The organism is Lentzea californiensis, from assembly GCF_024648825.1.
In the GTDB taxonomy this organism is placed as follows: Bacteria; Actinomycetota; Actinomycetes; order Mycobacteriales; family Pseudonocardiaceae; genus Lentzea; species Lentzea californiensis.
In genome coordinates, this window is the sequence record NZ_JANBBE010000018.1 from 84,461 (window position 1) to 108,868 (window position 24,408).

A 24,408-nucleotide genomic window follows, 5' to 3' on the forward strand; every position below is an offset into this window, starting at 1 on the left:
CGCCGCCCCCTGCGGCGCCGCCACCTTCTCCCCCTGTCGTGGAACCCCCCGATCCACGATGTGCAGCCTGCCAGGGTGAACCTGAAGGGAAGCTGAAGGATCCTGAACCGGATTTCAGGACGCGATCATGATCGATGCGGCAGGCTGCTGCCATGCGCGTGCTCGTGGTGGAAGACGACCCCCGCCTCGCCGGCCTGCTCACCCGCGGCCTGACCGCGGAGGGGTTCGCGGTCGACGTGGAACGCACCGGCACGGACGGGTTGTGGCGGGCGCGCGAACACCCGTACGACGTGATCGTCCTGGACATCATGCTGCCCGGTCTCAACGGGTACCGGGTCTGCCAGGCGTTGCGCGACGCGGGCGTGTGGACGCCGATCCTGATGCTCACCGCGAAGGACGGCGAGTTCGACGAGGCGGAGGGCCTCGACACCGGCGCGGACGACTACCTGACCAAGCCGTTCTCCTACGTGGTGCTGGTGGCCCGGCTCCGGGCGCTGGCCCGGCGGTCCCGCACCGCCCAGCCGGTGCTGCTGCGGGCCGGTGACCTGGTGCTCGACCCGGTCAGCCGGGAGTGCCACCGGGGCACCGCGCGGATCGACCTGAAGGCGAAGGAGTTCTCGGTGCTGAACTTCCTGCTCAGGCACGCGGGCGAGGTCGTCACCAAGTCGGAGATCATCGACGGCGTGTGGGACGCGGCGCAGGACCCCGACCCCAACCTGGTCGAGGTCTACATCAGCGCGCTGCGCCGCAAGATCGACACACCGTTCGACCGGCGGAGCATCACCACCGTGCGCGGTGTCGGCTACCGGTTGGTGGACCGGTGAAGTCCTTGCAGGCCAGGGTCACCGTGCTGGCCACGGTGGCCACCGCGCTGCTGGTCGGCCTCGCCGGGATGCTGATGCTGGTGTCGCAACGCGCGGAGATCGCGATGCAGACCGCGGACAGTTCGCGCGTGCACTACATGTGCTCCAGCACTCGGTGCGTACCGCTGCAGCCGTACGCGACCGCCGCCACGCCGGGAGTGCTCGTCCGGTACGCGAGCACGGAGGTGCGGCCGGCCCTGTCGTTGTGGCCGTTCGGCGACAGCGGTGCGACCCGGTCCCAGCAGGCCGGGGAAGGACCACGCCGCGACGAGGAGGAGGCCCGGTCGATCGCCTCGCAGGCGCAGCAGCAACTCAACAGCGCCACGCTGTCCCTGTTCGCGGTGCTCGCGTCCATCACCACGCTGGTGTCGGTCACGGTGCTGGCCGCGACCAACCGGGTGCTGCGGCCGGTGGAGACGATGCGCGCCGAGGTGGCCGAGATCAACGAGCACAACCTCACCCGGCGCGTCCCGGTGCCGTCCTCCGACAACGAGATCGCCCGGCTGGCCGCCACGCTGAACGAGACGCTCGACCGGATGCACCGCACCGTCGAGGACACCCGCAGGTTCGTCGCGGACGCCTCGCACGAGCTGCGCAGCCCGCTGGCCGCACTGCGCGCCGAGCTGGAGATCGCGCTGTCGCACCCGTACCTCGCGGACTGGCCGACCGTCGTGAAGTCGGCGCTGGAGGACGCGGAACGGCTGCAGGAGCTGACCACGGACCTGCTGCTGCTGGCCAGGCTGGACGCCGACGCGCTGGACAAGCAGGACACCGTCGACCTCACCGCCGTCGTGCGGCGCGAGGTCTCCCGCCGGGCCGCGGTCACCCTGGAGGCCGACGACCAGGTGCTCGTCCCCGGCCGGCACGCCCAGCTGTCCCGGCTGCTCGGCAACCTGCTGGACAACGCCGAACGCCACGCGGGCACCGAGGTCGTCGTGCGCCTGCGCGGCGGGGAGGCCGCCACGCTCGAGGTCATCGACGACGGCCCCGGCATCCCCGAGGCGGACCGCGAACGCGTCTTCGACCGGTTCACCAGGCTCGACGAGGCCCGCACCCGTGCCGCGGGCGGTGCCGGCCTCGGCCTCGCGATCGCCCGCCGCATCGCCACCCGGCACCACGGCACGCTCGACGCCACCGACACCGAGGGGTTCCGCGGAATCCGTTTCGTGGCAACGATTCCCACCGGCATCCCGCAACCGAGGAAGGCCACCGCCCTGGGGCAGCAGCGCGTGGGCGACGAGGTGTGGCAGTTCCTCAACGGTTCGATCGTGCCGGCCCACGGCCACATCCCCGAACCACGCCCGGTCCCCGAACCGGAGCTGGACTGGCCGCTCATCTTCGGCGAACACCAGCCGGTGCACGCGTGAGCCGGGGCGCCTGACACCATCACGGGCATGGAACGCGTCGTCATCCTCGGCCGTGGCGGCGCGGGGAAGTCCACCCTCGCGGCGGCCCTCGGCACCGCGACCGGACTCCCCGTCATCGAACTCGACAAGCACTTCTGGGGACCGGACCTGGAACCGACCCCGCACGACCTCTGGGCCATCGTCCAGGGCGAGCTCGCCGCCGAGGACCGGTGGATCATGGACGGCGACCTCGGCCCCCATGACGTCCTAGAGGTCCGCCTGCGCAGGACGGACACCGTGCTGCTGCTCGACTACTCCTTCCCGCGCTGTGCCTGGCGCGCGCTGCTGAGGTCCCGCGAGAGCGCCGAGTTCTGGCGCTGGGTGTGGTCGTGGCGCCGCAAGTACCGGCCGCTCCTGCGGAACGCGATCGCGGCACATGCCGGAGAAGCACAGCTGCACGTGTTCCGGAGCCCGCGCGCGACAGCTCGTTTCCTCGCACAGCACTCCTGACACGGCCGTGCCCGGCGTCCACAGTGGAGCGCCGGGCACGGGACAGAGGCGTCAAGGGGTGACAGGAGCGTTGGTCAGGCCCTTCACCGCCCCGGTCACGGTGTTGGAGGCGTGCACGACGTTGGGCAGCGCCGCGCACTTCGACACCGACGTGATGTTGATGGCGTACTGGCCCACGCCGCCGAGGTCCGAACGGTTGTCGCGCCAGGTGTTGCCGCAGCCGTTGGGCAGGGCCGGGATGGTGCTGGTGTTGTGCGTCTCGTAGCCGTTGGCGAAGGTGCCGGGGCTGCGGAACGTGCCGGTGTTGCCCTCGACCAGGTAGCCGATGCCCTTGACGTCGACCCAGGAGTCGGCCGAGTTCTGGCCGCTGATGCCCTGGCCGTCGAACGTGTTGCCGCGGATGACGCCGTCGTAGGTGCCTTCCTTGACGTCAATGGCCTCGGCCGCGACGTTCGGGCCGATCCTGTTGTTCAGCACCTGGACGCGGTCGCTGCGGTCGATGCCGCCGTCGTTGCCGTGGCAGGCCCAGTTCGAGTGGGCGGAACCGAGGTACACGCCTTCGCCGTAGCCGGGCTGGACGAGGCCGGTGTCGGTGATCTTGGAGTTGCGGATGACGCCGTCGGCCGAGGAGCGGCGGAAGTGGACCGCTTCCTCGTCGAGGTGGTGCACCGAGACCGCGTCGATCGTGACGTGGTGCGAGTCGTCGAGGACGATGCCCTTCTTCGACTTCTGCACGGTGAACCCGGTGATGTTCCAGTACGGGGAACCGAAGAGCCACAGGCCGTAGCCGGAGTCCCAGCCCGCGGTGGGCGCGGGACAGGACGGGGCGACGCCGGTCGGGCCGTCGTTGACGAGGACGGCGTCGCGCGGGCCGCTCAGGGTGATGCGCTGGGACGCGGTGCCCGCCCGGCCGTTGGCGACGAACGAACCGCGGTAGGTGCCCGGTGCCATCCTGATCGTCTGGCCAGGGCCGGCCGCCGCCAGGGCCGCCTGCAGCTGTGCCGCGGTGGACACGTCGACGGTGCCGCCACCGCCGCTGTCAGGGCTGGTGGTGGCGCTCACGGCGGTGCTCGCCGCCGACCTGTTGCCCGCCGCGTCCCTGGCGCGCACCGAGAACGAGTACGCGGTGGCCGGGGACAGGCCGCTGACGGTCGCCGACGTGCCGGTGACGGTCGTGCTGACCACGTTGCCGAGCAGCACCTCGTACCCGGTGACGCCGACGTCGTCGGCCGACGCCGTCCACGCGAGCGACACCGAACCGGACGTCACCCCGGTGGACCGCAGGCCTGGCGGCACAGTGGGCGCCTGCGTGTCCACGGGCGGGGTCGTGCCGCCGCCGCACGGCACACCGTTGATCGTGCAGTTGATCGGCAAGCTGCCGCCGGACGCGTTGAAGCCGAACTTCGTGCTGGCACCGGGTTTGACGGCACCGTTGAAGCCCGCGTTGGTGAACTTGTGGTGCTGGCCGGTGGAGGTGCGGACCGAGCTCCACGAACTGGTGACCGTGGTGCCGGACGGCAGGTCGAACTCGACCGTCCACGACGTACTCGCGGCGTCACCGGAGTTGGTGATCGTCACGTCCGCGCCGTAGCCGCCGTTCCACACCGACGTCTGGGTGACCGCCGCCTTCAGCACGGGTGCCGCGGCCTGTGCGGACGGGCCGCTGAGCAGTGCCGCGACGGTCGCGGCCACCCCGGCCAGTGCCAGTGCCCTGGTGCCCATCAGTTGCCTCCGCAGGGGTTGCCGTTCACGGTGCAGCCGGTGGGAAGCCCGGTGCCCGAGGCGTTGAAGCCGAACTTCGTGCTGGCACCGGGTTTGACGGCACCGTTGAAGCTCACGTTGGTGAACTTGTGGTGCTGACCGGTGGAGGTGCGGACCGAGCTCCACGAACTGCCGACCGTGGTGCCGGACGGCAGGTCGAACTCGACCGTCCACGACGACGTCGCGGTGGCGCAGCCGTTGGTCAACGTCACGTCGGCGCCGTAACCGTTGCTCCACACCGAGGTCTGGGTGATCTTGGCGGTGAGGCACGAGCCCGGCGACGGGGTGGTCGTGGTCGTCGTTGTAGGGGTAGTCGTCGTGGTCGACGTGGTGGTGCTGGTCGGCGGGGTGCCGTTGATCGAGCTGAGGAACAGCGACGCCGCCGAGTCGGTCTTCGTGGCGTCGACGCCGTGGCCGCCGGTGTAGTCGCGCTGCTCGTTGGAGGCCCAGTCGGTGATCGGCGTGCCGCCGACGTCGAGGTGCTGGTAGGCCGAGCCGTTCCAGCCGAACTGGTAGATCCGCGCGCGGTCGGCGTAGAAGCCGGTGAACGGGCCGCCGGTCGCGGTCTGCTTCGTCATGGTGTTGTTGAAGAAGACGTTGCGGGGACCTGAAGCGCCCGACCACTTGACGGCCTTCTTGCCCGCGCCCCACCAGATCGGGAACCAGTTCGAGCTGTCGGGACCGCCGCCGCCCTCCTCACCGCAGTTGGCGCGGCAGTTGGCCGACCGGTGGGCGTAGGGCACCCGGACGGTGTTCAGCTCGAAGAGGTTGTTGCGCTCCCAGCCGCCGTGCAGGTTCAGGTCGGAGTCGAAGTCGTTGCCGATCACGACGTTGCCCGCGGCGGACCACTGGAACGTGAAGTGCCGCAGGTTGCGGGAGGTGTTGCCGGCGTAGAGCGAGTCCCAGACGCGTGAGCCGCGGAAGTAGCCGTTCCCGCCCTTGCCCTTGTTCCACGAACCGTCGAGCTCGTTGTTCACGATCTGGAGGTTCTTGGCCTCTTCGGTGACGATCGGGTGCGACCCGGTCATCTCCGCGCGGACGCCCTTGACCCACGAGTTCGCCGCCCACTTGAAGACGATGCCGTGCATCTCGGCGGCGGGGGCCATGTTGCCGTAGTTGTTGACCGAGTCGGCCTGGTTCAGGCCGGGCATCGCCTGGGTGAAGCCGAAGTCCTCGAAGCCGACGCCCTCGACCGGGTCGACGAGCGGTGACACCTTGGAGTCGTACGGCGTGCCGCCGATCGGCGCGGACCCGTCCGAGGTGGAGTTGACCGGGACGTCGAACTCCAGCGGCTTGTCGAGCGTCACCGTCGTGCCGGAGACCGCCGTGACGGTGAAGATCTGCTGCCGCATGTGCATGTTCAGCATCGGGTAGGGCGTGCCCGTCGCCTGCTGCTGCTCGTAGAACTTCACCGAGTTCGCCGCGCGCACGTTCACGAACGTGCCGGGCTTGATCCTCGTGACCGACTGCACGCTGATCGTGCGGTCACCCGCTTTCGCGGCCGCCGCCACCTTCGCGCCGACCTTCCAGTGCACGTTGACCGTGCCCTCGAACAGGTCCTTGCGGTTCTCCGGCGCCGCCGCGTAGTCGCTCGCGTAGCTCTGGTCGACGCCGCGCGACTGCACCCGGAACAGGCCGCGGCCCGGCCACAGCCAGCCGCCCTTGCCCTGCCCGGACGTCATGCCGTCCTCGTCCCAGTCCGAGCCGTCCGGGGTCAGGGAGTCGTACAGGGTGTTCGCGTCCGGCCGGAAGGTGATCTTCGTGGCGTCCCGGCCGGCGCCGCGGATGATCAGGTAGTCCGCGTCGGCGTGCAGTTCGCGCGAGACCGCCAGCTCACCGGCGGGCAGCGTGATCAGGCTGAGCTTGGAATAGCTCGCCGACGGCGAGCAGGTCGTCCTGATCGAGTCGATGGCCGCCTGCAGACCCGCCGAGTCATCTAGTCCGTCATCGGGCTTCACGGCGAACTGGCTCGCCAGTTCGGCGGCGGTGATCTGACACGCCGCGCTGGGGTTGGTCTCGCTCGGGCCCGGGAGGTTCTGGCCTCCGCGATACCCCGCCCTGCTCCAGTCGTACAACCCGCCCACGGGTGCCCGGCGGTTGCCCGCCGAGGTGTCCAGGCCGGTGAGCGCGCCCGCGCCGGGGGCCGCGCCGGCCGTGTTCACCAGCACGGCGATGCCCGCCGCGGCGACTGTGCCCACGATGCCGAGCACAGCCGCTCGGCGTAGGCGTTGACTTCGGGACACGCATGCCTCCAGGGACTGTTCGGACCGCGGTTGTGGGGCGGCTCACACCGCGGAGTCGAATTGTGAATAGTCCGCGAAGTCCCCGTCAACAATTCTCGCTTGATTCGCGTAAATGTTCGAGCATGTGAACTTCAGGTATGTGAAATAGGAAATCTGCAACGTTTGCAAAAGACTGTTCGACCGCATTCGCGAACCCCGGAATGCGAATTTGGGATCCCGCTCTGGCGAGCGCCTGCAACTGCTTGTGCAGGTGCGCCTGCGGCAGGTCGTAGCTCGCGGCGAGCGCGGCGGTGCTGACCGGGCGGCCGTCGTCGACCCAGGCGAGCGAGAGCAGCACGTGCACGGTCCACTCGACACCCTGGTTCATCCGCACCGGCCGATGCCAGGAACCTGGACATCGACGTCAAGTTCCGCCGCCCCGGGCGACGCTCCACTGTGGAGGCTCAGCTCCCCAGAGCGGCGATCACCTCGTCGGCGGCGCGGTCGCCCGAGGTGAGGGCGCCGTCGACGTGGCCGTTCCAGACCGACGCGGTCTCGGTCCCCGCCCAGTGCACCGTGCCGGTCGGGGCGCGCCAGCCGTGCTCGCCGAACTGCGTCCAGCCGCCGGGATACACGAAGCACGCGTAACCGCCGATGGTCCAGCCGTCCTCGGACCAGGCCATCTCGGCGTAGTCGACGGGCATGCGCGCACGGGCGCCGGCGACCTCCGCCAGCGCAGCGAGGACGTCGGCCCGGCGGACGTCGTCGGGCGCCGCGGCCCAGCGGTCGACGCGGTCCCCGTGGACGAACGCGACGAGTACGCCTCGTGACGCGTCCTGCGGCGAGTTGTCGAACACCGCTCCCACCGGGTTGCGGCCGTAGAGGGTGGCGATGCCGGAGCGGTCCTTCTTGCGCCAGAACGGTTCCTCGTAGACCGCGTGCACCTTCGCGACGCGTCCCATCGGCGTGTGGCCCGTCCAGCCCCGGCGTGCGGGCGGCAGGGCGGGCTCGAAGCCGATGCGTCCCAGCGCCGCCGGCGGCACGGTGACGATCGCCCGCCGTGCCCGCACCACCGCCTTGCCGGTGACCACCTCGACGCCGTCGGCCGTGTGCCGGATCGTGAGCACCGGCTCGTCCAGCCGGACGGTCAGCGACGCCGCCATCGCCAGGGCGAGAGCGTCCGCGCCGCCGGAGAGACGGGAGTCCCGCGCGCTTCCGGAGGTGCCTGCCAGCTGCCCGCAGCCACCGGCCGAGGCGACGTAGAACAACACGTGGAAGAACGAGACCTCGCGCGGTTCGCAGCACCACACGCTCTGCACGACGAGCGCCAGCCTGCGCAGCGCGTCCTCGTCTTCGGTCTGCGACTGGAAGAACTCCTCGGCGGACATCGAGTCGAGGACGTCGAAGTTGGGCGTGAGCCAGGGCTGGTCCAGGTCGACGGTCAGCGCGAGCTCGTCTAGCAGCGCGGTGACGCGCTCGTGCCCGGCGACGCCGGGACCGGACTTCGGCAACGTCCCGGAGTAGTCGGCGCGGGTGCCGTCGTGCCAGACCTCGACGTGCCGGCCGGTCTCCCAGGCCGGGAACGTCGTGCACTCGAACTGCGCCGCGAGCTCGTGAAACCGCTTCTGGGAGGGGCCGATCCATTGTGCACCGTGGTCGACGCGCACACCGGACGGCAGCATCTCGCTGACGGCCCGGCCGCCCACGCGGTCCGCGGCCTCCAGCACGACCACACCGAGTCCGGCGGCCGAGAGGCGGGACGCGGCCGCCAGGCCCGCGTAGCCGGCGCCGACGACCACGACGTCGGCCGATTGCTGCTCCAGTTCGGTCACGACGCACACGATGGGCAGAACCGGCCTGCCAGTCAAGGCAGGAGCCGGTGGATCACCGGCAGCAGCACCGATCTCGGCGGGTCCCAGACGTGCCGGTCCTCGAACGGCCACGCGTAGGTCAGGGCGCCGTCGCGGACGCAGTCGAGCAGTCCCGGCGCCGAGAGCTCGGCCGCCGACCACTCGTAGAGCCGCCGCAGCCGCGGCACGATCATCCCGAAGTCGACGAGACGGGCGAACCCGTGCTCCTCGCCGAGGTAGTACCGGACGCCGGCGCGCAGCGGGTACTCGTCCGGCAGCACGCGCGAGAGCTGCAGGAAGATGCCGGTCATGCCGCGCCTGGGGTCGCCGAGCAGCGGCGCGAGCGGGCGCAGCCGGCCGAGCGAGAGCGCGGGCGCGGCGACCAGGGCGTGCGTGTAGAGCACCCGGCACAGGATGAAGTTCTTGACTACTCCCCGCCCTGAAGGACGGGGATTCTCCCGGTCGCCCGGGAGGGTTCCTGCTTCAGCGACAGTCGCCTTCTCGTGCTTGCGCACGAACTGGTCTGACACCATCTCCACAGGCGAGCACGGCCAGCCCGGCCGCTCGTATGTTGATCGCCGCGTTGACATCCCGGTCGTGAACGGTTCCGCAACGGCACGTCCACTCCCGGACCCGAGCGGCATTGTGCCCTGGAGCGCTCCGCACGCGGAGCACACCTTCGAACTCGGGTACCAGCGATCGATCACGACCGACTCGCGGCCGTACCACTGGCATTTGCAGGTCAGCATGGTCCGCAGTTCCGACCAGGCGGCATCGCTGATCGCACGGACAAGGCTGTGGTTGCGAACCATGTTGCACACGCCGAGGTCCTCGATCACGACCGTCTGGTTCTCATGCTAGCGGCCCACCGTGTGACGTCCCGTCTACCCCTACGGACAGAGCGGCTCCTCCACGGCGTGAACGCCGGGGTATCCGCCGGTTTGGAAATCAGATGAAGAACCGCTCGGGCTCGCGTTCCGCCGCCGCGAGGTCGCGGTGCTCCAGGTAGGCGGCGACCACGCTGCCGTTGTGCGCGCGGTACCACGCCGATGCCGTCGGATTGCGCGCGAAGGCCAGCCACTGGGCGGCCGAGTGCGACGACGGCGAACCACCGAGGCCGCCGCTCAGGGCCACCGCCTCACACCCGTCGCGCAGGATGCGCTCGTTCACCGCACGCCACCACGGGCTGCCGGGCCGCGGGTGCGACGCCGGCCGCAGCACACCGCGGCGCAGCTGCCAGCGCATGAACGACCTCGCCTCCCGGCGGAACGGCAGATGCCGCGGCGCCTGGCCGAACGGGCCGTGATAGCAGCGCTCCATCAGCGCGAGGCGGCCGGCGGGGTCGTCGCGGACCGCCGCCACCTGCTGCCCGGCCCAGTCCGCGGCGTCCACCCTAAAAAGGCGGCGTGCTGAGCCACAGCATCAGAAGTCGTCACCGCTCGTCAGCAAGTGCTCGATGGCGTCCGCGCGGCCGACCAGCAACGTGAGCGGGCGCTCGAACTCCTCCCGCACGCTCAGGTCCTCCAGCGGCACCACGTGCTTGAGCAACGCGAGGCCGTCCACCACGGCCGCCCCGCCCACCTGCGACTCGCCCGCGAGCTCGAGGAAACGGCTCAGGTCGACGTCCGCGGCGCGGCCGACCGGCGAGGAGATCTCCACCCACGCCGCTCCGCCGAGGTCCGGCAGGTGGTGCACGGAGACCTGCTGGGTCCGCGCGCCGCCGGTGTCGAGGCGGAAGCGCAGCCAGGCGTCCGTCTCCTCCAGCACCTCGTACCGCAGCCGGACATAGTTGATCACATCGACCCAGGACGTCACGCCCGGTTCCGCCTCTCTCACGCCTGTTCCCCGACACCACCGTAATGCGGGAACAGGGCGTTCGTGTTGCTTTGGCCGATCGTGTCGCAACCGCGTCCCGGGACCGCCGGTCACCCGAACTGGACGAGCAGCGAGCCCGCCACGAGCAGCGCGAGGCCGGTGACCCGCGCGGTGGTGAGCGGCCTGCGCGGCATCTGGAAGAGTCCACAGTGGTCGATCACCGCCGACGCGATCTGCTGCCCGGTGACGGTGAGCGCGACCGTGGTCGCCGCACCGATCTCCGGGATCAGCAGGAACGTCGCGGTCACGTAGGCCGCGGCACACCCGGCACCGAGCCAGCCCCACCACGGCATGGCCCCCAGCGGTGCCGGCTTCGGCGCCGGGGTGCGGTCGAACAGCAGCACCACCACGATGGCCAGGGTCGCGACGGCGAAGCTGACCAGGGCGACGGCGATCGGCGCGTGCAGGTCGGCGCGCAGCCTGGCGTTGACCGCGCCCTGCACGGGCAGCACCGCGCCCGCCGCGAGGCCGAGCCCGATCCAGCCGGCCGGCGTGGCCCGCACCGGCCGGGAGAGCACGGTGATGCCCGCGAGCACCGCCACGGCACCGGCCACGACGCCCGCGGACAGCGGCTGCCGCGGCACGCCGAGCAGGCCGAACAGGTCCAGCGCGACGGACGCGAACACCTGGCCGGTCACGAAGAGCCCCACGGCGGCGAGCGCGCCGAGTCTGGGGAACAGCAGGATGCCGCTGGTGATGTAGAGCGGGCTGGCCAGTCCGCCGGCCAGGTGCCACGGCTCGACGCCGGGCACCAGCGCCACCGCCCCGATCGTGCCGGTCGCCGCGGCGAGCACCGCGAGCAGCACCGCGGCGAGTCCGAGTTGCAGCGCCGACGCTCCGTACGGCGTGCCGGCCGCCTTGGTCAGCTGCAGGTTCGCCGACGCCTGGACGGCGAGCAGGCATCCGACGAGCAGCGCGGAGCCCAGAAGCACCAAGTACACGACAACCCCCAAGTAAGTGGACACTGTGTCCGCTAATCAAGGGTAGGCATGAAGTGGACACACTGTCCAGTTAGTCGATGATCGAGTACGATCCGCCCATGGCCAAGGAACGCTCCGACGCCGCGCGCAACCGGGCGCGAGTCCTGGCCGCCGCCGAGGACCTGTTCGCGGCCAAGGACGCCCGCCAGGTCACGATGGACGAGATCGCCCGCGCCGCCGGCGTCGGCCGCGCCACCCTCTACCGCCGCTACCCCGACCCGTCCTCCGTCGCGGCCGCACTGCTGGACGAGCACGAGCGCGTCCTGCAGGAACAGCTGATGGGCGGCCCGCCGCCTCTCGGACCAGGGGCTCCGCCCTCCGAACGCCTCGCGGCGTTCTACACGGCCATGACGGGCCTGCTGGAGCGGCACCTGCACCTGGTGCTCGGAGCGGAGACCGGTGACGCCCGGTTCCGCACGGGGGCCTACGGTTTCTGGCGGCTGCACGTGCTGACGCTGCTGCGCGACGCGGCCGTGCCCGGCCCGGAAGGGCTGGTCGAGGTCCTGCTCGCACCGCTGGCCCCCGAGATCTACCAGGAACAACGGCGCCGCGGCCTCTCCCCGCACCAGATCACCGCCTCGCTGACGTGGCTCAGCCGGCTGCTGGACACCTGAAAGGCGAACGACCGTGGCCACTGCCAATGAGAGCGCCGTCAAACTCGCGGTGCTGATCGACGCGGACAACGCCCAGCCCTCGATCACCGAGGCGCTGCTGGCCGAGATCGCCAAGTACGGCACCGCGCACGTCAAGCGCGCGTACGGGGACTGGACCGGCACCAACCTGAAGGGCTGGAAGGACCACCTGCTGGCCCAGTCGATCCAGCCGATCCAGCAGTTCGCCTACACGACGGGCAAGAACGCGACCGACGCGGCGATGGTCATCGACGCGATGGACCTGCTGTACTCCGACCGCTTCGACGGCTTCTGCATCGTCTCGAGCGACTCCGACTTCACCCGCCTCGCCGCACGCCTGCGCGAGTCCGGGCTCACCGTCTACGGGTTCGGCGAACGCAAGACGCCCAAGCCGTTCGTCGCGGCCTGCGACAAGTTCATCTACGTCGAGAACCTCGCCTACCCCGAGGCCGAGGTCCCCGCCGAGACGCCGATGGCGCGGAAGTCGACGGTGTCCGTCGCCCAGCTCAAGGGCGACACCACGCTGGTCAAGCTGCTGCGCAACGCCGTCGAGGCGGCGTCCGACGAGGACGGGTGGGCCTCGCTCGCCGCGGTCGGCAGCATCATCACCAAGCAGCGCCCCGAGTTCGACTCCCGCACCTACGGCTACTCGAAGCTCAGCGACCTGATCACCGCGACGACGCTGTTCGAGGTCGACCGCCGTGTTCAGGGCAAGAAGTCGGCGGTCTACGTGCGGGACCGCCGTCGGTGACTTCTTTCGGTCAACACTGAAGCAATAGAGATCGCTGGCCCGTTCGCGGAACGAACGGGTCAGGTCTCGTCAGCGCCAGCCCAGCGCCGGTGCCACGTGCGTCAGGATGTTGTCCAGGACGTGCACGTTGAACTCGACACCGAGCTGGTTCGGCACGGTCAGCAGCAGCGTGTCCGCCTCGGCGATCGCCTCGTCCTCCGCCAGCTGCTCGACCAGCACGTCGGGCTCGGCCGCGTACGAGCGGCCGAAGATCGCCTTCTGCGGCCCGTCGATGAACCCGAGCGAGTCCTTGCTCTTGCCGTCGCCGCCGAAGTACATGCGGTCGAGGTCCGTGGTGAGCGCGAAGATGCTGCGCGACACCGAGACGCGCGGCTCGTGCTCCCAGCCGGCCTCGGTCCAGGCCTTGCGGAACGCCCTGATCTGGTCGGCCTGCTGCACGTGGAACGGCGCGCCGCCCTCGTCGAACTTCAGCGTCGAGCTCATCAGGTTCATGCCCTGCTGCGCCGCCCAGGCCGCCGTGCCGTTGGAAGCCGCGCCCCACCAGATGCGGTCGCGCAGGCCCGGTGCGTGCGGTTCGAGGCGCAGCAGGCCGGGCGGGTTCGGGAACATCGGGCGCGGGTGGGGCTCGGCGAAGCCGCCGCCTTCCAGCACCTTCAGGAACAGCTCGGAGTGCATGCGGGCCATGTCGGCGTCGGTCTGGCCCTCACCGGGGCCGTAGCCGAAGTGCCGCCAGCCGTCGATGACCTGCTCGGGCGATCCCCGGGAGATGCCGAGCTGCAGCCTCCCACCGGAGATGAGGTCGGCCGCGCCCGCGTCCTCGGCCATGTACATCGGGTTCTCGTAGCGCATGTCGATCACGCCGGTGCCGATCTCGATGCGGTCGGTCTTCGCGCCGATCGCGGCGAGCAGCGGGAACGGTGAGGCGAGCTGCCGCGCGAAGTGGTGCACGCGGAAGTAGGCACCGTCCGCGCCCAGCTCCTCGGCGGCCACGGCCAGGTCGATCGACTGCAGCAACGTGTCGGCCGCCGACCTCGTCTGCGAGTGCGGGCTGTCCGTCCAGTGCCCGAACGACAGAAAACCGATCTTCTTCATGCCGTCCAAGATAGTTCAACGTTCAAGTAAATGCTCGTGACTCGTGCGTCACGTGCTGATCAGCGCTTCGGCCTGCGGTCCACGATCCGCTTCATCTTGCCGACGGACCGCTCGATCCCACCCGGCGCGACGACGTCCACCGCGACGGTGACGCCGATCGAGTTCTTCACCAGCCGCCGCAGCTCCTCCCCCGCGTCGCCGGCCGCGGCGTCCTCGCGGTGCTCCACGAGCACGGTCAGGTCGTCGAGGTTGCCCGTGCGGCTCAGGACGCACTGGAAGTGCGGCGACAGCGCCGGAACGCGCAGGATCAGCTCCTCGATCTGGGTCGGGAACAGGTTCACGCCGCGCAGGATGATCATGTCGTCGGTGCGGCCGGTGATCTTCTCGATCCGGCGCATGCTCCGCGCGGTGCCCGGCAGCAGGCGGGTCAGGTCGCGGGTGCGGTAGCGGATGATCGGCATCGCCTGCTTGGTCAGCGAGGTGAAGACGAGCTCGCCCTCCTCGCCGTCGGGCAGCACCTCGCCGGTGACCGGGTCGATGACCTCCGGGTAGAAGTGGTCCTCCCAGACGTGCAGGCCGTCCTTGGTCTCGACGCACTCGCTCGCCACACCCGGCCCGATCACCTCGGAGAGGCCGTAGATGTCCACCGCGTGCATGTCGAGGCGGCGTTCCATCTCGTGGCGCATGTCGTTCGTCCACGGCTCCGCGCCGAAGACGCCGACCTTCAACGAGGTGGAGCGCGGGTCGACGCCCTGCCGCTCCATCTCGTCGATGATCGAGAGCATGTACGACGGCGTCACCATGATGACGTCCGGCTCGAAGTCGCGGATCAGCTGGACCTGGCGCTCGGTCATGCCGCCGGACACCGGGACGACCGTGCAGCCCAGCAGTTCCGCGCCCGCGTGCGCGCCCAGCCCACCGGTGAACAGCCCGTAGCCGTAGGCGTTGTGCAGGACGTGCCCGGCCCGGCCGCCCGCGGCGCGGATGCTGCGCGCCACGACGTGCGCCCACGTGTCCAGGTCGGCCTTGGTGTAGCCGACGACGGTCGGCTTGCCGGTCGTCCCCGACGAGGCGTGCACGCGGGCGACCTCGGTGCGCGGAACGGCGAACATGCCGAACGGGTAGTTGTCCCGCAGGTCGGCCTTGGTCGTGAAGGGCAGCTTCGCGAGGTCCGAAAGCGACTTCACGTCGCCGGGGTGCACGCCGCTCGCGTCGAGGGAGGCGCGGTAGTGCGGCACGTTCTCGTAGGCGTGGCGGACCGACCACTGCAGCCGTTCGAGCTGCAACGCCCGCAGCTCGTCGATCGAGGCGGTCTCGACGGCCTCCAGGTCGCCCGGCCGCGGGCTCAGGTCCAGCATGCCGCCACCGTAGACGACCGCCCGGCTCAGGCGGCCCGGCTCAGGCGGCCCGGCTCAGGCGGCCCGGCTCAGGCGGCCCGGCGGAGCAGCCGGTGGGTGCGCCGGACCGCGGCGAGGCGTTCGTCGCCGTTCATGGCGAGAGCGCGGACCACCGGGTCGTCCGGTCCCCTGCGCTGCCGGATCTCGGCGAGCCTGCCCTGCACCGTCGTCGGGCTGCCGTCGGGGCCGGTGCTCATGTCGCAGTACCAGAGCGCGTCCCGCAGGCGGCCGCGGTGGTCCGGGAACTCCCCCAGGTCGCCCGCCAGCCCGACGAGCTCGGCGACGGCCGACGCGCCGGAGTGGTGCGCGACCAGGCCGCAGATCCGTTCCGACACGCCCGCCCGGCGCAGGTACCGCGCCCCGTCGAGCGAGTGCAGGCCGGTGTCGTGCACCTCGGCGGCGTAGCCGATGTCGTGCACCCAGGCCGCGGCGACGAGCAGCTCGCGTTCCTGTTCCGGCAGGACGCGCGCCACGTGTTCGGCCCGGCGCGCCACACCGGCCGTGTGCGCCCAGCGCCGTGGCAGTTCGGCGGCGAGCAGGCGGCGGGCGGTGTTGCGCGCCCAGGTCGACAGGTACGTCCCCGCCGTCGCCTCGACCGGGAACGCCCGCGCCGACGCCCGCACCTCACGGGCCACGAACAACGGCACGTAGTCCTGCAGCCGCGCGCCGCCGAACCGCGCTCGCGCCCGTTCGATCCACTCGTGCACGAGGCTCGGTGGCACGTCGCCGAACTCGCGAACCAGCTGGGACTCCAGACGCCGGATCTTCTCGTCCGCCTGGCTCACAACCTCCGCCGTGGTCGTCACCCGTCCACCGTAAGCTCTGGCGAACCGCCTCGGCCACCGTCGTCCTACGGGGTGTGGATCACATGGGGACCTGGCCGCCGCCGCGCAGGCGAAGCAGTTCGGCGCGCGCATGGGCGACCTCACTCGTCTCGGCCCCGCGCGACCGGGCGAGTTCGCGGGCGAGGTCGGACGCCCCTTCCAGCAGGTGCCGTGCCCTGCGCCGGCCGTGCACCAGCTTGCGGAACGCCTTGCGGTCCCTGCGCAGGCCGCTGACCGCCCCGAGCAACGCGGGGTCGAGGACGCCGGCGTCCGCCTCCGGTCGCAGCAGCTGACGGATCCAGGTCCGCTCCTGCCGGGCCGCGTGCCGCAGGACGTAGAACAGGGTGATCAGCTCGACGGCCGCGATCACGAACGGCAGCACGACCGCCACGGTACCGATGCCACCGCTCAGCCCCGCCATGTCGTCCCACGCGAAGTGGAACACCAGGGCGGCGAGCATGGTGAGGACGCCGCGGGGCACGTTGCGCTCGCCTGGGGTGCGGCCGAGGACCCACATGAGCCCGGCGCAGAAGATGGCGCTGAACAGCGCGTGCGACACGATTCCGGCCACGCCGCGGAGCACGAAGATCTGGAACGACGAGCCGAGCTGGTCGGTGCCGAAGGTCTGCGCCGCTCCGTTGTAGACGTACAGCACGTCCTCGAAGACCTGGAAGCCCAGGCCGATGAACGCGCCGATGATGAAGCCGTCGTAGGCGCCGCGCACCAGCCTCGGAGCGAGGCCGATCAGCAACACCAGGCCGAGTGCCTTGCCGAACTCCTCGTTGATCGGCGCGGTGAGTCCGGCGGCCCAGTCGGAGGCGAAGGCCGTGCCGCCCAGCTTCGTCCAGATCTCCAGCAGCGCGGTGTTGGCGGGCAGGGCGATCCAGAACGTCGCGGCCAGGCCACCCCAGGCGAACGCGGCCGCGAGGAGGGTGGCCGGTTGCGCGGTGTAGCGGTTCTGGTGGCGCAGGAGCAGCAGCCACGGCACGAGGTAGAGGCCGAACAGCAGCACGCCGCCGGTCAGCGCCGGACGGTAGAAGTGCGCGCCGGGACCGAAGTAGCGCACCACCGCCAGTGCGCCGCCGCCGACGCCCAGCAGGTAGACCCAGAACGCCAGGTTGCGCGGCTGGACCAGCCGGAACGGCTGGCCCCAGCCCGACTCCTCGATCGCGGCGAGCTGCGCGGTCCGCGCCTCGAACGTCGTCATCGGACCGCTCCCGGGGTGACGCTGCGCAGGAAGGTCCCCACGACCTCTTGCCGGCGTTCGAACTGTCCCGGTGTGGTGCGCACCCTGACCAGCAACGCGGGTGCGCCCTCGGCCTCTCCGGCCGCGCTCGCCATCTTGAACGCGACGTCGAGCCCGTCCCCCGTCGGCCCGGTGCTGGCCAGGGCGACACCGACCAGGCCGGACGCGGTCGTCACCGTGCCGCGCGAGCCGTCGACGCCCGTCGCACCGCCCTCCGACCGCAGGACCTGGTCGAGGAAGGCGTCCGCGGTGCCGTCGAACGACGCGCCGACCACCGCGATCGTCGCGCCGCCGGTCGTGAGCCGGACCTGCAGGCTCGCCGGCGCCACCGATCCGGTGCCGGTCAGGGTGCCGGCTTCGAGCTGCCAGCCCACCGGCGGCACGGCGGTCGCGCCGTCACCGAGGTCGAGGACGTCGCCCGCACGGATCTCGCTGCGCCACGGGATCGCGGCGTTCAGGGCGGGCAGCCCGTAGAGGAGCAGCAGCGCCACGGCCAGGACGCCGAGGGCGGGCGCGAACGTCCGCCGGTCCAGTCCGAGGAACCGGTGCTCGACCGGCACCCACCCCGGCGGTGCTGTGTCCGTCATCCGGTGCCCCTTCCACGGTCGCGACCGTGAACACTCGACCACAGACGACCGCACCCGGCACGACGAGCTAACTGCTGCTGAAGCCCGCGAACAACACGCTCGCCAGCCCCAGGCCCACCAGCAGGTTGAACACCGTGGCGCTGGCGAACACCCCGATCGGCCTCCACCCCGCCTCCCGCAGCGGCGCGACCCGGAACTCCAGTCCGATGGAGACGAACGCCAGGATCAGGAACAGCGTGCGCAGGTCGTTGACCGTCGTGATGAGGGTCTTGTCGCCACCGGACTCCAGGAACACCGTCGCCACGACCGACGCCGCCAGGAAGCCGAGCACGAACTTGGGGAACCGCTCCCACAGCGCGCGGCCGCTGACCTTCGCCTCGCCGGTGCGCTCGACCTTCAGCGCGAAGTAGGCCGTCAGCGCGACCGCGACGACGCCGAGCAACGCGTTCTGCGTCGTCTTGACGATCGTCGCGATCTGCAACGCCTCCTCGCCGACGATCGCGCCCGCCGCGCTGACGGCGGCGGTGGTGTCGATGTTGCCGCCGATCCACGCGCCCGCCACCGCGGTGGGCAGGTTCAGCGCGTCCACGGCCAGTGGCAGCAGGAAGATGGAGGGCAGCGCGAAGATGATGACCATGCTCGCCGTGTACGCGAGCTGTTCGCGGCGGGCCTGCACCGCGCCGGCCGCCGCGATGGCCGCGCTCACGCCGCAGATCGACACCGCCGAGGCCAGCAGGGCCCGCAGCTTCGCGTCGATGCCGAGCTTGCCGCCCAGCCACCACGTGAAGCCGAACACCAGCGTGATCAGCAGGAACGCCTGGGCGATGGCCGGTCCGGCCGCCTTGACGATCACCGCGAAGTTGATCGACGCGCCCAGCAGCACCAGACCGGTCTTGATGAAGAACTCGGTGCGGAACCCGGCGGCGAGCCGGTCGCGGAACCCGAGCCCGGTCAGCACCGCGTTTCCCAGCAGTCCCAGCAGGATCGCGTAGACCGGGTACTCGACGCTCTTCGCGACGCCGCCGAGCCAGGTTCCCTTGGCGAACACCGGCACCTGCTGTTCCAGGTACCGGGTCAGCGCGGCCAGCACCACGACGACCGCGACACCTCCGGCCGCCCACAGCACCTGGGACCGTTGCCGCGTCTGGACTTCCGTCATCACGGCACCAGCCAGCCGGGCACGATCCGCGCCAGCACCAGTGCCAGCAGCACCAGACCGGCGATCGTCGCCGCCCAGTCCTCGTTCAACGCGAGCCCGCGTTCGCGGTCGACGCCTTCCTCCGCGCTCATGCCGCCCCTCCATCCGCTCGGTGGTGGCGGCAATGGTCGGAGCAGAACACCAGCAGCGGCAAGGGCTCCCGCGATGTGGAACGGTCAGCCGCCGCGCACCGGGTCTGCGCCGACAGCGAACTGCCGGAGATGCGCGGGGTTCGGCAGGGTGCGCCACGCGAACCGTTCGGCCGTCAGGTGAGCGGGCCGGAGAGGTTGCGGGACAACGACGTCCGCGGCTGTGAAGCGGTCAGGCCGGGTAGACGTGGGTCTCGGTCGCCTTCACCGCCGCCCACAACGCGTCTCCTGGGCGCAGCCGCAGGTCGGCGAGCGTGGCGGTGGTGATGTCCGCGAGCACGTTCGGCGCGCCGTCCAGGCGGACGCGGGTGGTGTGCGCGTGCTGTTCGATCGCGTCGACCGTGACCGGCCAGACGTTGCGCGGGCTTCCCCCCGGCCGTTCGGCGTGCAGGCTCACGGCGTTCGGCGGGAACACGACGTGCACCGGACCGTCGACCGGCCGCGGGATCGTGAGCGTGCCGCCACCGTCCAGGCCGACCTCGGTGCCCGACGCGGTGCCGCGGTAGAAGTTCAGGCCGACGAGGTTGGCGACGTAGTCGGTGCGCGGCTGGCGGGCGACCTCCGCCGGCGGCCCCGTCTGCACCGCGCGGCCGTCTTCCAGGATCACCAGCCGGTCGGCCAGCACCATGGCGTCCAACGGGTCGTGCGTGACCAGCAGCGTGTGACCGCCGAAGTCCGCGAGGTGCCGGCCCAGTTCCGAGCGGACCTGCAGGCGGGTGCTCGCGTCCAGGGCGGCGAGCGGTTCGTCGAGCAGCAGCAGGCTCGGGCCGGTGGCCAGGGCACGGGCCAGCGCGACGCGTTGCGCCTGCCCGCCCGACAACGAGCGCGGCCTGGTCTGCGCGTAGCCGTCCAGCCCGACCCGTCCGAGCCAGCGCGCCGCCTCGGCCCGTGCCTCGTGCCGGCGCGTGCCACGGGCTCTGAGGCCGAACGCGACGTTCTCCAGCGCGGACATGTGCGCGAAGAGCAGGTAGTCCTGGAACACCACGCCGATCGGCCGTTTCTCGGCGGGCAGGAACTCGTCCGCACCGTCCCAGGTGGACTCGCCGACGGTGATGTGCCCGGACGTCAACGGCAGCAGGCCCGCAAGTGCACGGAGCGCGGTGGACTTGCCGGCGCCGTTCGGGCCGAGCAGTGCGACGACCTCGCCCGGTGCGATCGTCAGGCCGAGGTCGAGGCTGAAGGTGCCGCGCGTGACGCGCAGGTCCGCGTGCAGGGTCACGTCGGCCCGCTGATCCACCGGTCGCGCAGACCGGCCAGCACACCGACGGACACCAGCAGCAGCACCACGCTCAGCACGATCGCCGCGTCCGGATCCGTTTCCAGGGCGAGGTAGACCGCGAGCGGCATGGTCGTCGTCTCACCAGGGAAGTTGCCCGCGAACGTGATCGTCGCCCCGAACTCCCCCAGCGCCCGCGCCCAGCACAGCACCGCCCCCGCCACCACACCCGGCAGCACCGACGGCAGCGTCACCCGCCGGAACGTCAGCCACCGGGAGGCACCCAGCGTGGCCGCCGCCTCCTCGTAGCGCGGATCGGCGGCCCGCAGCGCGCCCTCCACCGAGATCACCAGGAACGGCATGGCCACGAACGCCTCCGCGACGACGACCCCGGCCGTGGTGAACGGCAGCGAGATGCCGAACCAGGCGTCGAGGTGCTCGCCGATCAGCCCGCGCCGGCCCAGCACCAGCAACAGCGCGACACCACCGACGACCGGTGGCAGCACGAGCGGCACGGTGACGAGCGCACGCAGGAATCCCCGTCCCGGCAACCCGGACCGCGCCAGCAGCCAGGCCAGCGGGATGCCGAGGAACAGGCACAGCACCGTCGCCAGCGAGGCGCAGATCAGCGACAACCGCAGCGCCTCACCGACTTCGGCACTGAGCGAAGTGGACAGTGACGTCCACGGCGTCTTGACGAGCAGACCGACGAGCGGCACCAGCAGGAACGCCAGGCCGATCACGGCGGGAAGGACCAGGACGACCGGCAGCCGTCCGCGCACCCGGTTGCGCGTCACGGGTTGTCGAACCCGGCCGCGCTCAGCACCGCCCGGCCCTTGTCGGACAGCACGAAGTCCACGAAGGCCTGGGCGGTCACGGCGTTGGGTGCCTTGGCCAGCGCGGCGATCGGGTAGTCGTTGACCGCCTGCGCGGACTCGGCGAACTCGACGCCCTCGACCTCGTCGCCCGCGGCCTTCACATCGGTCTGGTAGACCAGCGCACCGTCGACCTCACCGAGCGAGACCTTGGTGAGCACAGCCTTGACGTCCTGCTCCAGCGTGTCCGGCGCGGGCGTGACCTCGGCGAGCTCGAAGACCTTCTTCGACGCGGCACCGCACGGCACCTGCTCCGCGCACAGCGCGATCTTCTTGCCGGCGTCGGCGAAGTCCGCGAGTCGCGAGATGCCGCCGGGGTTGCCCTTCGGCACCACGATGGCGAGCCTGTTCCTCGCGAACGTCCTCGGGGTGTCCGTGATCGTCTTCGTGTCGGTCACCTGCTTCATGTTCGCAGGAGCGGCGCTCGCGAACACGTCGGCGGGCGCGCCCTGGCCGAGCTGCTGCGCGAGCGCCGAGCTGCCGCCGAAGTTGAACCTGACCTTCGTGCCGGGGTTGGCCTCCTCGAAGTCCTCGCCCAGCCGGGTGAACGTCTCGGTCAGCGACGCCGCCGCGAACACGGTGACGTTCCCCGTGACCGTCTCCGAGCCCGACGAGGTGGCCGTCCGGCCGCCGGAGCCGCACCCCGCGAGCACCAGCGCGGCCGAGACGGCCACGAGCACGCTGATCCTGGACATGGTCCGAGCCTCCCGGCGGTCGACGCCGTGCCAACCCGCAGATTCGGCACACCGCCATCTTAGGTTCCGCTTCTGCGGATGCAATGGTCACCCCGGAGGAGCTTCTGCGGATCGCAGATGCGACCTCCCGTGACGAGCGAGCCGTCCGGCGCACCCTAGGGTGGGGCCATGGCGGAGCTGCTGACCATCGACGACGTCCGGGCCGCGGCCGAGGTGCTCGACGGACGGGTGCTGCGCACGCCCACACTCCCCTCGCCGGGTCTGTCCGCGCTCCTGGGCGTCCCGACGACGGTGAAGCTGGAACTGTTGCAGCGCAGCGGTTCGTTCAAGACACGCGGCGCGTTCGCGAAGATCCTCTCGCTGTCCGCCGAGGCGCGGGCGGCCGGCGTGGTCGGGGTCAGCGGCGGCAACCACGGGATCGCGCTGGCCGCCGCCGCGAACGAACTCGGCGTGGCCGCCACCATCGTGATGCCCTCCACGGCGCCGGCGCGCTCGGTCGAGCTCGCTCGGGCGTCCGGTGCGGACGTGCGGCTCACCGACGGCCTGGCGGCGGCGTTCGCGCTGCTCAACGACCTGGTCGAGGCGGGCGCGACGCTCGTGCACCCCTACGACGACCCGATCGTGGCCGCCGCGCAGGGCACCGCGGGCCTGGAGTTCGCGACCGACGCGCCGGACGTCACCGACGTGCTGGTGAGCGTCGGCGGCGGCGGGTTCATCGCGGGCGTCGCGACGGCGTTCCACGCGCTCGTGCCCGGCGTGCGCGTGTGGGGTGTCGAGGTCGAGGGCGCGGACGCGATGCACCGCGCGCTCGCCGCTGGCGGTCCGGTGGAGATCGCGCCCACGTCGATCGTCTCGACCCTCTCGGCACCGCACGTGTCGCAGCTGACGTACGACCACGCCGTCGCGCTGGTCGAGGACGTTCTGGTGGTGTCCGACGCGGACGCCGTGCGGGGGTCGGTCACGCTGGCCGAGACGCAGAAGGTGTGGGCCGAGCCCGCCGCCGGGTGCCTGGTGGCGGCCGCGCCCGCCGTGCTCGAACGGGTCGGTCCCGGCGCGCGGCTGGGCGTCGTGGTGTGCGGCGGGAACGTGACCTTGGCGGACATGGTCCGCTGGACGAACTCCTAAGGGTTGCGCGGCGGTCCGAAGAGGCCGAGGGTCACGCTGCGTCCGGATCGGTGCCGACGGCGCCGGCCGAACGAAGCGAACGCCCGAGGTCTCCGGTGAGGACGCGGGGGTGACGCCGCCACCACCACAGGTCCGGGCCTGGCAGCTCGTGAAACCGACCGAGAGCCTGGCCGTCATCGTCGGTTGTCGCGGCTTCGTACCGGTCGTCCAGAGCTTTGATCTGCGGGGTCCACAGCTGGACGACGTGGTCGTCCAGCAAGAGCCAGGCCTCGTGCAGCCAGTTCCGGCAGTAGAGGTCGTTGGTGTACTCGTGGACGTCGTCACGGTAGCCGCGCTCGATGACGCCTACCAGGGCCGCCCACGCACGCACCCTTTCTTCCACCGTGAACGCGGTGCGCCAGCCGCGCTGGTGCAACAGTTCTCCTACATCGGTTTCAGCAGCCACGGACGTGAGCCTTTCACGCCTTGTCCGTCCAGACCGCGGAGGACGACAGTGCGACACGACGACCCGCTGGCCCTGACCGTCACCACCGCTGTCCGCGACGGCGACCTCCACGCGTTGCAGCAGCTGCTGGCGGACAACGACGGCCTGGCGTCCGCGCGGATCGTCGACGAGCAACGAAACGCACGGACGCTGCTGCACGTGCTGACGGACTGGCCCGCGAACTGCCCACGCGGTGCACAGACCGTGGCGGTGCTGGTCGCGGCAGGAGCCGATGTCAACGCACGGTTCCAGGGCTCGCACAGCGAGACGCCGCTCCACTGGGCCGCCAGCGCCGATGACGTGAAGGTGCTCGACGCGCTCCTCGACGCGGGCGCGGACATCGACGCCGACGGAGCGGTGATCGGCGGCGGTACCCCGCTGGCCGACGCGCGGGCCTTCGCCCAGTGGCGTGCGGCGCGCCGGCTCGTCGAGCGGGGTGCGGCGGTCACGCTCACCGACGCGGCGACGCTCGGGCTGTCCGACCGGCTCGACGCCCTTCTCGCCGGCGCCACTCCGGATGACGTGGACGTCGCGTTCTGGGGCGCGTGTCACGGCGGTCAGCGGGCGTGCGCGGAGCGTCTGCTGGCGCTGGGCGCGGACGTGCACCGGGTGCCGCCGTGGGAACACGTCACGCCGCTGGATGCCGCTGTGCGCAACGGTTTCGACGACCTCGCGGCGTGGCTGCGCGATCGCTGAGCTGGTTTTCGCACTTCAGTGCTGGGTACTCGGC

27 protein-coding genes and 1 pseudogene are annotated in these 24,408 nt (G+C 71.1%); 7 read left to right on the plus strand and 21 right to left on the minus strand.

Going from position 1 to position 24,408, the window contains the following annotated elements; all coding sequences use genetic code 11:
* Nucleotides 1–152 precede the first annotated feature (152 nt).
* The 3 genes from LX88_RS40155 to LX88_RS40165 are packed head-to-tail and all read left to right on the plus strand — an operon-like array spanning nt 153 to nt 2,719.
* A complete protein-coding gene (locus LX88_RS40155; protein WP_090062338.1) occupies nt 153–824 on the plus strand; it encodes a response regulator in 672 nt (223 codons plus the stop codon).
* The gene (locus LX88_RS40160) at nt 821–2,230 is read left to right on the plus strand and encodes a sensor histidine kinase (protein ID WP_258952988.1); all 1,410 of its coding nucleotides are present in this window, start codon (nt 821–823) and stop codon (nt 2,228–2,230) included. The genes LX88_RS40155 and LX88_RS40160 overlap by 4 nt, the downstream gene beginning before the upstream one ends.
* A gap of 27 nt (nt 2,231–2,257) precedes the next feature.
* Entirely contained in the window at nt 2,258–2,719 is a 462-nt protein-coding gene (locus LX88_RS40165) for a P-loop NTPase family protein (RefSeq protein WP_258952989.1), read from the plus strand.
* A 51-nt stretch (nt 2,720–2,770) separates the two neighbouring features.
* Here LX88_RS40165 and LX88_RS40170 read toward each other — a convergent pair whose 3' ends face one another.
* The 10 genes and pseudogenes from LX88_RS40170 to LX88_RS40205 all read right to left on the minus strand — a co-directional run bounded on the left by LX88_RS40170 (nt 2,771) and on the right by LX88_RS40205 (nt 11,368).
* On the minus strand, nt 2,771–4,441 hold the full coding sequence (locus LX88_RS40170) for a cellulose binding domain-containing protein (protein ID WP_258952990.1): 1,671 nt from the start codon (nt 4,439–4,441) through the stop codon (nt 2,771–2,773).
* Nucleotides 4,441–6,678 carry a cellulose binding domain-containing protein gene (locus tag LX88_RS40175; RefSeq protein WP_258952991.1) on the minus strand — a complete coding sequence of 746 codons (2,238 nt, stop codon included), beginning with the start codon at nt 6,676–6,678 and terminating at the stop codon, nt 4,441–4,443. The genes LX88_RS40170 and LX88_RS40175 overlap by 1 nt, the downstream gene beginning before the upstream one ends.
* Nucleotides 6,679–6,808: 130 nt before the next feature.
* Nucleotides 6,809–7,090, minus strand: coding sequence for an Rrf2 family transcriptional regulator (locus LX88_RS40180; RefSeq protein ID WP_258953041.1), 282 nt, complete (start codon nt 7,088–7,090; stop codon nt 6,809–6,811).
* A gap of 76 nt (nt 7,091–7,166) precedes the next feature.
* Nucleotides 7,167–8,534: a flavin monoamine oxidase family protein gene (locus LX88_RS40185; protein WP_258952992.1), complete on the minus strand. Its 1,368-nt coding sequence runs from the start codon at nt 8,532–8,534 to the stop codon at nt 7,167–7,169.
* A gap of 32 nt (nt 8,535–8,566) precedes the next feature.
* On the minus strand, nt 8,567–8,956 hold the full coding sequence (locus LX88_RS40190) for a hypothetical protein (protein ID WP_258952993.1): 390 nt from the start codon (nt 8,954–8,956) through the stop codon (nt 8,567–8,569).
* A 79-nt stretch (nt 8,957–9,035) separates the two neighbouring features.
* A complete protein-coding gene (locus tag LX88_RS44720) occupies nt 9,036–9,287 on the minus strand; it encodes a zinc ribbon domain-containing protein (RefSeq protein WP_372511524.1) in 252 nt (83 codons plus the stop codon).
* Nucleotides 9,257–9,364 (minus strand): annotated as a pseudogene (locus LX88_RS44790) (hypothetical protein); the annotation flags it as partial. The gene LX88_RS44720 and the pseudogene LX88_RS44790, both read right to left, overlap by 31 nt.
* A 136-nt stretch (nt 9,365–9,500) precedes the next feature.
* Complete coding sequence (locus LX88_RS40195; protein ID WP_258952994.1) at nt 9,501–9,944, minus strand: hypothetical protein; 444 nt, start codon at nt 9,942–9,944, stop codon at nt 9,501–9,503.
* 30 nt (nt 9,945–9,974) lie between these two features.
* Entirely contained in the window at nt 9,975–10,367 is a 393-nt protein-coding gene (locus LX88_RS40200) for a hypothetical protein (protein ID WP_258953042.1), read from the minus strand.
* A 110-nt stretch (nt 10,368–10,477) separates the two neighbouring features.
* Nucleotides 10,478–11,368 carry a DMT family transporter gene (locus LX88_RS40205; RefSeq protein WP_258952995.1) on the minus strand — a complete coding sequence of 297 codons (891 nt, stop codon included), beginning with the start codon at nt 11,366–11,368 and terminating at the stop codon, nt 10,478–10,480.
* Nucleotides 11,369–11,466: 98 nt separating this feature from the next.
* Here LX88_RS40205 and LX88_RS40210 point away from each other — a divergent pair, with 98 nt between their 5' ends.
* Entirely contained in the window at nt 11,467–12,021 is a 555-nt protein-coding gene (locus LX88_RS40210; RefSeq protein WP_258952996.1) for a TetR/AcrR family transcriptional regulator, read from the plus strand.
* A 13-nt stretch (nt 12,022–12,034) separates the two neighbouring features.
* Nucleotides 12,035–12,790, plus strand: coding sequence for an NYN domain-containing protein (locus LX88_RS40215; RefSeq protein ID WP_090062323.1), 756 nt, complete (start codon nt 12,035–12,037; stop codon nt 12,788–12,790).
* A gap of 69 nt (nt 12,791–12,859) precedes the next feature.
* Here LX88_RS40215 and LX88_RS40220 read toward each other — a convergent pair whose 3' ends face one another.
* The 10 genes from LX88_RS40220 to modA form a co-directional block, all read right to left on the minus strand.
* Nucleotides 12,860–13,882, minus strand: a complete 1,023-nt coding sequence (locus tag LX88_RS40220; RefSeq protein ID WP_258952997.1) for an LLM class flavin-dependent oxidoreductase — start codon at nt 13,880–13,882, stop codon at nt 12,860–12,862.
* 59 nt (nt 13,883–13,941) lie between these two features.
* On the minus strand, nt 13,942–15,240 hold the full coding sequence (gene paaK, locus LX88_RS40225; RefSeq protein ID WP_258952998.1) for a phenylacetate--CoA ligase PaaK: 1,299 nt from the start codon (nt 15,238–15,240) through the stop codon (nt 13,942–13,944).
* Between the two features lie 68 nt (nt 15,241–15,308).
* The gene (locus LX88_RS40230; protein ID WP_258952999.1) at nt 15,309–16,085 is read right to left on the minus strand and encodes an HD domain-containing protein; all 777 of its coding nucleotides are present in this window, start codon (nt 16,083–16,085) and stop codon (nt 15,309–15,311) included.
* A 58-nt stretch (nt 16,086–16,143) separates the two neighbouring features.
* A complete protein-coding gene (locus LX88_RS40235) occupies nt 16,144–17,310 on the minus strand; it encodes a PrsW family intramembrane metalloprotease (protein ID WP_258953000.1) in 1,167 nt (388 codons plus the stop codon).
* Nucleotides 17,307–17,936 (minus strand): hypothetical protein, encoded by a 630-nt coding sequence (locus tag LX88_RS40240; protein WP_258953001.1) that lies wholly within the window; start codon nt 17,934–17,936, stop codon nt 17,307–17,309. The genes LX88_RS40235 and LX88_RS40240 overlap by 4 nt, the downstream gene beginning before the upstream one ends.
* A gap of 67 nt (nt 17,937–18,003) precedes the next feature.
* Complete coding sequence (locus LX88_RS40245; protein ID WP_258953002.1) at nt 18,004–19,095, minus strand: YeiH family protein; 1,092 nt, start codon at nt 19,093–19,095, stop codon at nt 18,004–18,006.
* The gene (locus LX88_RS40250) at nt 19,095–19,226 is read right to left on the minus strand and encodes a hypothetical protein (protein WP_256237061.1); all 132 of its coding nucleotides are present in this window, start codon (nt 19,224–19,226) and stop codon (nt 19,095–19,097) included. Before LX88_RS40250 ends, LX88_RS40245 begins: the two co-directional genes overlap by 1 nt.
* Nucleotides 19,227–19,455: 229 nt before the next feature.
* Nucleotides 19,456–20,502, minus strand: coding sequence for an ABC transporter ATP-binding protein (locus LX88_RS40255; protein WP_258953003.1), 1,047 nt, complete (start codon nt 20,500–20,502; stop codon nt 19,456–19,458).
* Nucleotides 20,499–21,296, minus strand: a complete 798-nt coding sequence (modB, locus tag LX88_RS40260) for a molybdate ABC transporter permease subunit (RefSeq protein WP_258953004.1) — start codon at nt 21,294–21,296, stop codon at nt 20,499–20,501. The genes LX88_RS40255 and modB overlap by 4 nt, the downstream gene beginning before the upstream one ends.
* Complete coding sequence (modA, locus tag LX88_RS40265; protein ID WP_258953005.1) at nt 21,293–22,069, minus strand: molybdate ABC transporter substrate-binding protein; 777 nt, start codon at nt 22,067–22,069, stop codon at nt 21,293–21,295. The genes modB and modA overlap by 4 nt, the downstream gene beginning before the upstream one ends.
* Nucleotides 22,070–22,237: 168 nt before the next feature.
* On the opposite strand from modA, the gene LX88_RS40270 reads away from it, so the two are divergent.
* Nucleotides 22,238–23,194, plus strand: a complete 957-nt coding sequence (locus LX88_RS40270) for a threonine ammonia-lyase (protein ID WP_258953006.1) — start codon at nt 22,238–22,240, stop codon at nt 23,192–23,194.
* 31 nt (nt 23,195–23,225) lie between these two features.
* On the opposite strand, the gene LX88_RS40275 is transcribed toward LX88_RS40270, so the two are convergent.
* Nucleotides 23,226–23,639: a hypothetical protein gene (locus tag LX88_RS40275; protein ID WP_258953007.1), complete on the minus strand. Its 414-nt coding sequence runs from the start codon at nt 23,637–23,639 to the stop codon at nt 23,226–23,228.
* A gap of 48 nt (nt 23,640–23,687) precedes the next feature.
* Here LX88_RS40275 and LX88_RS40280 point away from each other — a divergent pair, with 48 nt between their 5' ends.
* Entirely contained in the window at nt 23,688–24,374 is a 687-nt protein-coding gene (locus LX88_RS40280; RefSeq protein ID WP_258953008.1) for an ankyrin repeat domain-containing protein, read from the plus strand.
* The last annotated feature ends 34 nt before the right edge of the window (nt 24,375–24,408 follow it).

Excerpts from the sequence above, each read along its gene's own strand:
- LX88_RS40155 (WP_090062338.1), top strand. The coding sequence starts at position 153 with ATGCGCGTGCTCGTGGTGGAAGACGACCCCCGCCTCGCCGGCCTGCTC.
- LX88_RS40165 (WP_258952989.1), top strand. The coding sequence starts at position 2,258 with ATGGAACGCGTCGTCATCCTCGGCCGTGGCGGCGCGGGGAAGTCCACC.
- LX88_RS40170 (WP_258952990.1), bottom strand. The coding sequence starts at position 4,441 with ATGGGCACCAGGGCACTGGCACTGGCCGGGGTGGCCGCGACCGTCGCG.
- LX88_RS40180 (WP_258953041.1), bottom strand. The coding sequence starts at position 7,090 with ATGAACCAGGGTGTCGAGTGGACCGTGCACGTGCTGCTCTCGCTCGCC.
- LX88_RS44720 (WP_372511524.1), bottom strand. The coding sequence starts at position 9,287 with ATGCCAGTGGTACGGCCGCGAGTCGGTCGTGATCGATCGCTGGTACCC.
- LX88_RS40210 (WP_258952996.1), top strand. The coding sequence starts at position 11,467 with ATGGCCAAGGAACGCTCCGACGCCGCGCGCAACCGGGCGCGAGTCCTG.
- LX88_RS40220 (WP_258952997.1), bottom strand. The coding sequence starts at position 13,882 with ATGAAGAAGATCGGTTTTCTGTCGTTCGGGCACTGGACGGACAGCCCG.
- paaK (WP_258952998.1), bottom strand. The coding sequence starts at position 15,240 with ATGCTGGACCTGAGCCCGCGGCCGGGCGACCTGGAGGCCGTCGAGACC.
- LX88_RS40235 (WP_258953000.1), bottom strand. The coding sequence starts at position 17,310 with ATGACGACGTTCGAGGCGCGGACCGCGCAGCTCGCCGCGATCGAGGAG.
- LX88_RS40240 (WP_258953001.1), bottom strand. The coding sequence starts at position 17,936 with ATGACGGACACAGCACCGCCGGGGTGGGTGCCGGTCGAGCACCGGTTC.
- LX88_RS40245 (WP_258953002.1), bottom strand. The coding sequence starts at position 19,095 with ATGACGGAAGTCCAGACGCGGCAACGGTCCCAGGTGCTGTGGGCGGCC.
- LX88_RS40250 (WP_256237061.1), bottom strand. The coding sequence starts at position 19,226 with ATGAGCGCGGAGGAAGGCGTCGACCGCGAACGCGGGCTCGCGTTGAAC.
- modA (WP_258953005.1), bottom strand. The coding sequence starts at position 22,069 with ATGTCCAGGATCAGCGTGCTCGTGGCCGTCTCGGCCGCGCTGGTGCTC.
- LX88_RS40270 (WP_258953006.1), top strand. The coding sequence starts at position 22,238 with ATGGCGGAGCTGCTGACCATCGACGACGTCCGGGCCGCGGCCGAGGTG.